Raw genomic sequence first — 9,400 nt, 5'->3', positions numbered from 1 at the left:
CGTTTTGCCAGATTAGGGTTGTATTCTCTCCGCTTTATGGCGATTTGTTAGTGAAGCGCCCACTACGGAACCGTACGGTGGGTGCTGTGAGAGGGGGACGGGGCAACCCAACCCTCTACTCGATCAGGCGCAGAGTCTTAGACTTTAGGCTGGGCTAAGAAAGCACGAATCAGCGGAGTAAGACGCTTAACGATTTCTTCAGCTTCAGTTTCCGTAAGGATTAGCGGAGGAACAAGTCGGATCACATTGCCGGCCGTGACGCTGAACGTCAAACCTGCTTTAAGAGCCGGTTCCAACAAATCATGTGCGTCACGGTCGAGTACTACACCGAGCATTAAGCCTTTTCCTCTGATTTCAAGAACACCGGAGAAACCGTTTAAAGACTTAGAAAGATCTTTCTTAAGCTTCTTACCAACGTTGTAGGCATTTTCAACAAGATTTTCATCTTCGATAATGCTCAAAGTTTCCAATGCAGCGCGCATCGCCAGAGGATTGCCGCCGAAAGTAGAACCATGGTTGCCCGGCGTGAAGATATTGGCTTTGTTGTCAACAACGACGGCACCAACAGGAACGCCGCCTGCAAGTCCTTTAGCCAAGGTCATAACGTCAGGTTTAATTTCTGCCCATTGATGAGCAAACCATTTGCCGGAACGTCCGAGTCCGCATTGGATTTCGTCAACCATTAAAAGCCAATCATTTTCGTCGCAGATTCGGCGGAACTCTTTCATGGCGGACAGATCAATCGGATTGACTCCGCCTTCACCTTGAATCGGCTCAAACATCAAAGCAACGATATCTTTATTGGTCTTGGCCAGTTCACGGAGTCCGTCTAAATCATTTTCATCAATTTGAATGATTCCTTCCATGAACGGATCGAAATCTTTACGAACGCCGGGATTGCCGGTCGCAGATAAAGTAGAGATTGAACGTCCGTGGAATGCTTTTTTGAGAACGACGATGGTAGGAACCTTGATTCCTTTCTGATGACCGTATTTTCGAGCAATCTTAAAGGCACATTCGTTGGCTTCGAGGCCGCTGTTGCAGAAGAAAACAGCGTCTAATCCGGAATGTTCGAGCAGCTTGGCAGCTACCTGTTCTTGAAGGCTGATTTGGAAATAATTAGAGCAGTGAATTAACTTCGATGCTTGATCACTGATGGCCTTTACAAGGCGAGGATGGGCATGTCCGACAGCATTAACAGCGATACCGGCGAGCGCATCTAAGTATTTATTACCTTCTTTATCCCAAAGCCAAACACCTTGTCCATGATCAAATTCGACAGGGAGACGGCCGTAGGTATTCATCAGATTTGACATTGGCAAACCTATCCTTACAAAGATGTTATAAAAAATCCTCAAATTCGAGGTTAATTCTCGAATTATAGATTTAATGTAAAGAAGATTGAATAAGGAAAGAATTTATTTCATGGCATTTGTGGCAAACACGCATGAAAAAAGGGACCGCGAAGGTCCCCTTAACGAATTCGTCCGAATTATTAGGCCATTGCCTTGATAAATGCGGTCAAACGGCTCTTATGACGAGCAGCTGCGTTCTTGTGAAGAACTTTCTTATCAGCCATGGAGTCAATAACGGACTGAGCAGCAGTGTAAGCCTGCTGAGCAGCAGCCTTATCGCCAGTAGCGATAGCTTTGCGGACGGATTTGATTGCTGTACGATAGCGAGAACGCTGAGCAGAGAGGTGCTTGTTGCGAGCAACAGACTGAATAGCGCGCTTGCGAGCTTGTTTAGTATTTGCCATTGTTTAAATTCCTTGCCTATGCGAGTGGCTTGTACAAAAAATCACCGGTTGCCACTGCAATATTAGGGCTAGGCCGGTTGTTAAATAAAATTAATACTAGACGACAGTTCCGAGGCAGCCGTCATCAAACAAGTCCGAGAGTATACAACAAAATTAAAATTAATGGACTATGTGAAAGTATTGTAAAAATGTATCTTTTGGCATATTTCAGGACTATATTTCAAGAAAAATCTTTCCGCTAAGAACAAACCCGAATTGGTTGTTGCCGAAAAAGATTAGTTTTTGAAAACAACATGTTGTTCGAGATTCTAAAAACTTTTTCATTAACTTAAGAGAGCGGACAAATTCGCACGCAAACTGTTATTTTTAGGACTGATTTGCGGATAAATCCCGAAGTCTGCATTTCACACGATTAGAATGTTGTGCTTTAAAAGCCGAGGACGTCTCGGCACCTGTTTTTAGTTTTCCTATACGCAAAAAGAGATTAAGAGGTAGATGTGAGTATTTTTAGAAGTGCAGCAGTGATTTCGGGCATGACTCTTATCTCAAGAATCACAGGTCTTATCAGAGATATTTTAATTGCACGATTTTTCGGCGTAAGCGGAGATACCGACGCCTACTACGTTGCATTCCGGCTTCCGAATTTGTTACGCCGTCTTTTTGCGGAAGGTGCTTTTCAGCAAGCTTTTGTACCGATGCTTGCCGATGCAAAGTCTACTAAGGCACAAGATGAAGCTAAGACGTTTATTGACAGAGTTGCAAGTTTATTGGCCAGTGTCGTTCTTCTTATCAGCGTTTTAGGCTCTCTATGTGCGCCGATTCTTGTTTGGATTATTGCCTCAGGCTTGTATGAAGAACCGCAGACATTCACTACAGCAAGCCAGTTGACAAGAATTATGTTCCCGTACATTTTTTTCATGTCAATGGTTGCCCTTAGTTCATCCATTTTGAATACATGGAAAGAATTTGCGATTCCGGCTGCTGTTCCGATTCTTTTGAATCTGTCTTTGATTTGCGCTACTTTGTTTTTAGCGCCGCATATGGAAAGGCCGATCTTTGCTTTGGCAATCGGCGTCATGGCAGGCGGCTTTCTGCAGCTGGCTGTTCAAATTCCTGCGTTGTGGAAGAGAGGCTTGTTGCCGAAGCCTGTTTCTCCGCTTACTGCTCTTAAGGATCCGGCCGTAAGGAGAGTCCTAAAACTTATGGTCCCGGCTTTGTTTGCGGTCGGCGTTGCACATATTTCTATTCTTATCAATACCAATATCGCTTCTTTCCTAGCGGAAGGTTCGGTTACTTGGCTGACTTATGCCGACCGTTTGATGGAGTTCCCAACCGCTTTGCTTGGCGTGGCTCTCGGTACGGTTCTGCTTCCAAGTCTTTCGGCTGCTTTTGCAAAGGGCTCGATGGATAAATATAACGCGTTGCTCAACTGGGGGCTCAAGCTGATTATTGCTTTTGCCATTCCTGCGGCTTTAGGCTTGGCTTTTCTTTCGGATGCTTTGGTATCCGTCCTTTTTCAAAGCAAATTGTTCGGGCCGAACGATGTTGTCCAAACTTCAAATGCAGTTTTGGGCTATTCCATAGGACTTATCGGTTTGATTGGAATTAAGATTCTTGCCCCGGGTTTTTATGCTCAAAAAGACATTAAAACCCCGGTCAAAGTGGCTTGCGCGGCTCTGATTGTCACTCAGCTTTTTAACCTTATTAATGTTCCTTTATTTGCTCATGCCGGATTGGCGTTGTCAGTAGGGCTCGGGGCTTGTTTTAACAGTACGATTCTTCTTTGCATTCTGAGAAAACGAAAGATTTTTACCCCGGTTGAGGGCTGGAGGAAGCTGTTTATGTCGGTATTTGTTTCCTCAGTTGTGTTGTGCGCGATTCTTTTTGCTGCCCAGATGCAAATTGATTGGGCGCATCTGCAAATGAGCTGGGCCATGAAAATGACCATCCTCTGCGGACTGATTGCCGTTGCCGGCTTTGCGTATTTATTCATGCTTTTTGTTTGCGGTTACAGGCTTTCTGATTTGCGAGTCAAAGACGTTGAATAGTCCTCAAAGGTCTCATTTTTGTGCATTTCTCCCAATGGTCCGAACTTTCTCCTGCACAATCAATACAAATAATCTAACTGTGTAGGAGATTTGCCGATGAGCAAGAAAGAAGAGTTAAAGGAACAAGTAGAAACCGAAGCACTCATGGATGCAGAAGTTGAGGCAGCTACCGACTGCGGTTGCTGTTGTTCTACCAAATCCAAGAAAGAAGCAAAAGAAGAAAAAGAACAGCTTGAAACTGAAGCATTGATGGATGCAGAAGTCGAAGCTGCAACTGACTGCGGATGCGGCTGTTCTAAGTAATTTTGTTGGAAAAAGACCTCTGACTGTTGATTCAGCAGAGGTCAAACTTTAGCTTTTACCATCCGGTCTGAGCGTGGTTTTGAAGAATCAGGTCCATGAGAACAAGGGCCATAAGAGCCTCAAGTACAGGAACGGCTCTAATCGAGACACAAGGGTCGTGTCTGCCTTTTGTGCTCACCGTAGTATCTTGCATCTGAGAATTCAACGTTGCTAAGGGCAAGCGGATAGAAGGGGTAGGTTTGATAGAAACGGTTGCGTAAACCGTTTGGCCGGTAGAAATCCCTCCTAAGATGCCGCCGGAATGATTGCTCAAAAAATGATCCTCAGCCTTAGAGTCCATTTGATCGGCGTTTTGGCTGCCTTTTAATCCAGCTGCTTTGATGCCTTCTCCGATTTCAACTCCTTTAACGGCATTGAGTCCCATAAAGGCGAATGCCAATTCTGCATCCAGTCGGTCATAAATAGGCTGACCGATACCAACGGGGACATTTTCAGCTTTAACAAAAACTTTTCCGCCGGCAGAGTCTCCGGATTTCCTGAGACTATCCATGAAACTTTCTAATTGAGGAATGATTTCTTTATCGGCACAGAAGAAGCTATTTTGATCGACTTCATCCCAATCATTAATGGGTAGTTCAAGATTTCCTAATTGAACCAAGCAAGCTTGGATATTGACATTGAACTGTTCCTTCAGCCATTTCTTTGCGATTGCACCGGCCGCCACCGTCGGGGCAGTCAGCCTTGCAGAACTTCGGCCGCCTCCGCGCGGATCTCGGATTCCGTATTTTTGAGCGTATGTCCAATCGGCATGAGCCGGGCGGTAAAGATTTGCAATTTCGGAATAGTCTTTGCTCTTTTGGTCTTCATTTCGAATAAGAAGGCCGATTGGAGTGCCGGTTGTTACACCGTTGTAGACACCGGAAAGGATCTCAACCGTATCGCTTTCTTTTCGTTGAGTAACGTGCCGGGAAGTCCCGGGTTTTCTTCTGTCAAGTTCTACTTGGATATCGTTGATATCCAGCTTCATCCCGGGAGGAACCCCGTCAACAACTGCACCGATAGCCGGACCATGAGACTCTCCGAAATTTGTGACTACCAACAATTTACCGATACTTGAACCCGCCATATCTTTCCTCTTTTTAGTCTGTGCTCGAAATTGTAGGAGAGAAAGAAACTCAAAAGAAAAGAGGACAGAACTTTTTTGAATTTGGAAAAAGTTAACTTTGCTTGTAGAGCTCTGTTGGTCAAAAGACATTGACGAATTTCTAAAACAGAGAAAGATTCAAAAATCGGTTGCTTCCAACGCAGTATCGGTACCTATTCAGGTGTGAGGATCTGTTTTTTGTAACAAATTCTTCTTAGAATGTTTTGCATTACAGGAGGAAAAAGTGAGTCTCGAAGTATCAATCAGAAATGCAAGCAAAGACGATATAGAGCCGATGCTGTGTCTCTATAGTCAGATTGTGGTGATGGGAACGGGCAGCTTAGATTTGCGGTTACCCTCTTCTAAGGATATCGAAAGAACAAGAGAATATGCTGAAGAGCATCATTGCCCTTGTTTTGTAGCTGAAGTTTCCGGAGAGGTTGTAGGATTTGCCTATGTTTTACCGTTTAGTCCGGAGCAGGGATATGTCAATACTGTCCGTGACTTCGTTTTTGTCCATCCGGAAGCTCAAGGCGATGGAGTAGGTACGCAGCTCCTTACAGCACTAATCGCAGAGTGTGAAAGCAAGGGCTATCGTCAGATGATTGCTTATATCGGCGATAAAGAAAACAAAGCTGCAATCGCTCTTCATGAGAATTGCAAATTTGAGAGAGTCGGAGAATTGAAATCAGTCGGTTGGAAATTAGGCCGCTGGCTAGATACGTTGGTTTATCAACGAGTTCTTCAGCCTGGCGATGCGGATGCACCGACTTTGTCCGGCGAAGAGAATTAAAATGATGTAATTCGATAATTCTTCTCTTAACTGGAAATAGTCATGAGCGATGAACAAAAGTACGATGCAGAATGGAGCGTAGCAACCCTAACGGACGCCCTTGAGGCCCTGCAAGATTTGATTGCCGAAATTGAAGACAGTCCTGAGGAAGTCAAAGAGATTTTGGATGAGGGCATCATTAACGTCTATGCAAAGCTGAATTACGCTTATCACAGTGCTGAGGATGGTCCGGAGGCACTGATGCAAATGTCTGATGACGATATTATTTCCTTCCCGCCGGTCCTTCCTATGTATGGAACACCGGCACTTTGTCCGGAAAAGCAACGAAATAACTAAAAAATTTAGAATCTTTCCTCTCCTCCTGGAGGAAGGTTAATTCTTGAGGCGTTTTGGGAGTTTTGAGGTTCCGGAGCGCCTAAATTATTTCTCTTTTTCCGCTGATGCGTTGCAGAACAAGGCGAGTTTTTAGCCGAAAAATCCGGAGATACGACCTCGAAAAACGAAAAAAAAAGCCACTCGCACATAAAGTGTCGAGCGGCGTATGTTCCACAGAGTTAACGGGAACTCAATCCTCAAATCCAAGTGGAATTTACTTCAGACTGTTTGAGCAGTCCGGAAAGAAAATTCTCAGCTTGGTAACCTCAAATCCCAAGGAGTGAGGGATAAATAAATCCCTCGAACGAAATACTAGAACAAACCCGAAAAAAAGTAAAGTAAACCCTAAGAATAGTTATCTCAAAAAAGGTATGCATTTGTTAAATTACGGATGGCTTCCTATTGCAAATACGCACCCAAAAAGAGTTCTATGCTTTGAATTTTTTTCGGTGTTTCTTACTTGCTAAAATTCTCTTACTTTTAGAAAAATATTTTGGTCATGACAGAGCAACATTACGTCCAAGAAGAGACGGACGAAGGTCTTAAGTTCGCCCATTTGCTTTTAAAGCTAATAAAATCTCCGGACAGAGTAACTAGAAAAGAATGGGATTATTTGGATTCCATTCATATCGGAATGATTGAGCGTGAGGCCGGTTATACGCACGCCCAAGCTCTTCATGTCGCAAATCAGATAGATAGAATTCAAGCCTATGTCAGCAGCTGGGGAAGAATGGAGTTTCTTTCGGACGCTCTGATGATGTGGTTAATCGGCGGCGGCTTTATTTTGGCTGGCGTTTTGTTAGCTCTTTTAGACATTCCGAATTCCTTATTGGGAAGAACCGTTGTCCCGTGCAGCTTAGGCATTGGAACTTTCTTTTTGGTGATGCCGTTTATCGGAAGAAAGAAAGCCTTCAGCTATAACAAAGACTGCTTCGAAGAAACCTTAATCAGCATTTTGGGAGTAGGGCTGCTCAAAAGATGCTGCGAATGCACAGAAGATCTTATTCGCCGTCTCTCTCCGCATGAAAGTAAAGAAGTTCTGGTTAAGGTCGTGGAAAAATTTCTTGAATCTAAGAAAAATAAGCTGACTAAGGCTGAAGAATTGTCTCTGCTTCATCAATTACTGGAAGGCTTCGGGATGACTGTCGCCGATCTGCCGTTTCCGGTAGTACACGAAATTTCTGATCATTGACCATTTTGTACTCTTAATTAGCCTAAGATTGTGTTTTCTTCCTAATATTGTCGAATAGAGGAAAAAACATAATTGCTGGCTGAATTATGAGCGATACATTAAAAAATACAGAGTTGTTGTCCCATAAAAAAGGGGATTCGGCTTATATACATAAAAACACATCATCTTCTAAAAAGCTCCTTGCCTTTGCATCTGCTTTGACCTTGGGTTTTGCCGTGGTGGAAATCATCGGCGGCTACTTGGCCAATTCTTTGGCCCTGTTGTCCGATGCCGGTCATATGGTGACTGACTCGGCTTCTTTGCTGTTTGCTTTTGCTGCTAGTGTCATGGCTCAAAAGGCAGCAAGTGTCAAATACTCCTACGGCTACGCCAAAATGGAAGTTGTCGCGGCATTAATTAATGGCATCGTGATGTTCTTCGTGGTCGGTTGGATTTTTTATGAAGCAGTCGAACGTTTGGCAAATCCGCAGCCCGTCGAAGGCGGAAGCGTCTTTATCGTGGCCTCTATCGGTTTGCTTGTGAATATTTTGGTTGCTTGGATTCTTTCTCACGACTCCAAGAATTTAAATACCCGAGCTGCACTGCTTCACGTGATGGGCGACTTGCTCGGCTCAATTGCCGCTATTTTGGCCGGTTTGATCATTTATTTCGGCGGTCCTATTCAAGCTGACCCGGTACTTTCCATGTTCGTGAGCTGTTTGATTCTGAACTCTTCATACTCCATCATCAAAAAGTCTCTTCGACTCTTACTTGACGGTGTTCCGGAGGACATTTCTTACGAGGAAGTCGGAACTACGCTGGAAGAGGTGCCGGGCGTAAAGTCTGTTCATGATCTCCATGTGTGGAATATGGATGGAAACGAAATTGCCCTTTCTGCTCACGTAACCATTTTGGATTTCCAGAAATGGCCGGAGATTCTGAGCATCGCAAGGAATCAGTTGGAAGCTAAATTTGGAATTACTCACGTGACCATTCAGCCGGAAGAAGAGGAGCATGCCTGAGCGGCAAAATAAAGGAAGAAAGAATATGGATAACGAAGTAACACTCAAAGGCGTCGTCACTGAAGTTATAGACAATGGCAACATGGGAGAGATTAACTGCGGGAAAAATAACATTTTTACTTTTTCCAGCGACCAATTAAGTAGCGGCTATTCTCCTGTCCTAAAAGATATTGTTGAATTCACTTTAATCGAAGATAAGCCTTACAACATCAAGCTTTACCATCGTCAAAAGAATGTTTCCGCAGATCCTACGTCAGTTGATTTGAAAGTTAAGTGTCCACATTGCGGTGAACCAATAATTCCTAAAGCCAAAGTAGTGAACGGGAAGGTGAGTGCAACGTTTTGCCCTAAGTGTTCGCAGGAGTTAGAGAAATTCAATACGCCTCCGAAACCTAATTTTTTAAATTGGATTTTGGCAATCATCATTGGTATCTTAATAATTGCTTGTATTTATCAGACCCACCTGTAAAACACCGTCCTTTAGGACGGTGATATAAGGGTCGAATATAATAATTTTTTCAGTCAGGCGTATTCTGTTGTTCAATGTACTGTTTGATAATAGAAATAGGTGCACTCCCACAACTTGCAGCAAAATAAGAAGGAGCCCAGAGAGCATCCCTCCATAACAGGCTAAGAATGGAGGGATATTTCTTTTTTTGAATAAGACGGCTCGATACTCCTTTCAGAGAATTGACTGAACGAGATATAGAGACTTTAGGTGGGTAAGTAATTAACAAATGAACGTGATATTTTTCGCCATCAAACTCTACTAAGTCAGCTTCAAA

At 43.7% G+C, this 9,400-nt stretch carries 11 protein-coding genes; 7 read left to right on the top strand and 4 right to left on the bottom strand.

All coding sequences use genetic code 11. The features are described 5' to 3' along the window. Window positions 1-137 precede the first annotated feature (137 nt). Entirely contained in the window at window positions 138-1,316 is a 1,179-nt protein-coding gene (locus tag ACYQ4O_RS12605; protein ID WP_460175827.1) for an acetylornithine/succinylornithine family transaminase, read from the bottom strand. Window positions 1,317-1,495: 179 nt separating this feature from the next. Beyond that, entirely contained in the window at window positions 1,496-1,759 is a 264-nt protein-coding gene (rpsT, locus tag ACYQ4O_RS12600) for a 30S ribosomal protein S20 (RefSeq protein WP_066592754.1), read from the bottom strand. Between the two features lie 497 nt (window positions 1,760-2,256). Here rpsT and murJ point away from each other — a divergent pair, with 497 nt between their 5' ends. Both murJ and ACYQ4O_RS12590 read left to right on the top strand, forming a co-directional pair. Next, on the top strand, window positions 2,257-3,807 hold the full coding sequence (murJ, locus tag ACYQ4O_RS12595) for a murein biosynthesis integral membrane protein MurJ (protein ID WP_308514225.1): 1,551 nt from the start codon (window positions 2,257-2,259) through the stop codon (window positions 3,805-3,807). Between the two features lie 96 nt (window positions 3,808-3,903). Then, window positions 3,904-4,110 (top strand): hypothetical protein, encoded by a 207-nt coding sequence (locus tag ACYQ4O_RS12590; RefSeq protein ID WP_066592748.1) that lies wholly within the window; start codon window positions 3,904-3,906, stop codon window positions 4,108-4,110. 55 nt (window positions 4,111-4,165) lie between these two features. Here ACYQ4O_RS12590 and aroC read toward each other — a convergent pair whose 3' ends face one another. Next, the gene (gene aroC / locus ACYQ4O_RS12585; protein ID WP_460175826.1) at window positions 4,166-5,236 is read right to left on the bottom strand and encodes a chorismate synthase; all 1,071 of its coding nucleotides are present in this window, start codon (window positions 5,234-5,236) and stop codon (window positions 4,166-4,168) included. A 262-nt stretch (window positions 5,237-5,498) separates the two neighbouring features. Between aroC and ACYQ4O_RS12580 the strand changes: the two genes are divergently transcribed. The 5 genes from ACYQ4O_RS12580 to ACYQ4O_RS12560 all read left to right on the top strand — a co-directional run bounded on the left by ACYQ4O_RS12580 (window position 5,499) and on the right by ACYQ4O_RS12560 (window position 9,084). Further along, window positions 5,499-6,047, top strand: a complete 549-nt coding sequence (locus tag ACYQ4O_RS12580) for an N-acetyltransferase family protein (protein WP_460175825.1) — start codon at window positions 5,499-5,501, stop codon at window positions 6,045-6,047. A gap of 42 nt (window positions 6,048-6,089) precedes the next feature. Further along, a complete protein-coding gene (locus tag ACYQ4O_RS12575; protein WP_277037021.1) occupies window positions 6,090-6,383 on the top strand; it encodes a hypothetical protein in 294 nt (97 codons plus the stop codon). Between the two features lie 538 nt (window positions 6,384-6,921). After that, window positions 6,922-7,614: a hypothetical protein gene (locus ACYQ4O_RS12570; RefSeq protein ID WP_460175824.1), complete on the top strand. Its 693-nt coding sequence runs from the start codon at window positions 6,922-6,924 to the stop codon at window positions 7,612-7,614. An 86-nt stretch (window positions 7,615-7,700) separates the two neighbouring features. Beyond that, entirely contained in the window at window positions 7,701-8,615 is a 915-nt protein-coding gene (locus ACYQ4O_RS12565; RefSeq protein ID WP_308514229.1) for a cation diffusion facilitator family transporter, read from the top strand. 25 nt (window positions 8,616-8,640) lie between these two features. Next, window positions 8,641-9,084 (top strand): zinc ribbon domain-containing protein, encoded by a 444-nt coding sequence (locus tag ACYQ4O_RS12560; RefSeq protein WP_308514230.1) that lies wholly within the window; start codon window positions 8,641-8,643, stop codon window positions 9,082-9,084. A 49-nt stretch (window positions 9,085-9,133) separates the two neighbouring features. On the opposite strand, the gene tnpA is transcribed toward ACYQ4O_RS12560, so the two are convergent. Next, window positions 9,134-9,400: IS200/IS605 family transposase (gene tnpA / locus ACYQ4O_RS12555; RefSeq protein ID WP_460175823.1), on the bottom strand; the 267-nt coding region annotated here is incomplete at its 5' end.

The organism is Turicimonas sp. TL08 (assembly GCF_054660695.1).
The sequence above is the reverse complement of the archived record's forward strand: the minus strand, read 5'-3'. Positions and strand labels throughout refer to the sequence as shown.